Origin of the sequence: Pseudomonas sp. SIMBA_068, assembly GCF_046534705.1 — a bacterium.
Classification (GTDB): Bacteria; Pseudomonadota; Gammaproteobacteria; order Pseudomonadales; family Pseudomonadaceae; genus Aquipseudomonas; species Aquipseudomonas putida.
Window position 1 is genome coordinate 1 of record NZ_JAWRYI010000601.1, and the last position, 269, is coordinate 269.

Consider the following 269-nt stretch of genomic DNA (forward strand, 5'->3'; position numbering starts at 1 on the left):
GCCAAAGTGGCGGTAAAGCGCCAGCGCTTTGTCGAGATTCAGGTTGTCAGAAAAGACCAGGTGTTTGCTTTGCGGATCGATACCCAGCTTCTGGTAGTGGGCGAGCGCTTTCTCGCCCCATTCGACCGGATCGCCGGAGTCGTGGCGCAGTCCCTGGTAGCGGCGGGCAAACACCGGACCGAAATCGCGCAGAAAGGCGTCCATGGCAATGCAATCGGTCAGGGCGATGCCCAGGCGGCCACGGTATTCACCCACCCAGTGCTCCAGCG

At 61.3% G+C, this 269-nt stretch carries 1 pseudogene; it reads right to left on the minus strand.

Features of this window, described 5'->3' with window-relative positions:
* A pseudogene (locus SB756_RS30595) lies at positions 1 to 269 on the minus strand (nicotinate phosphoribosyltransferase); the annotation flags it as partial.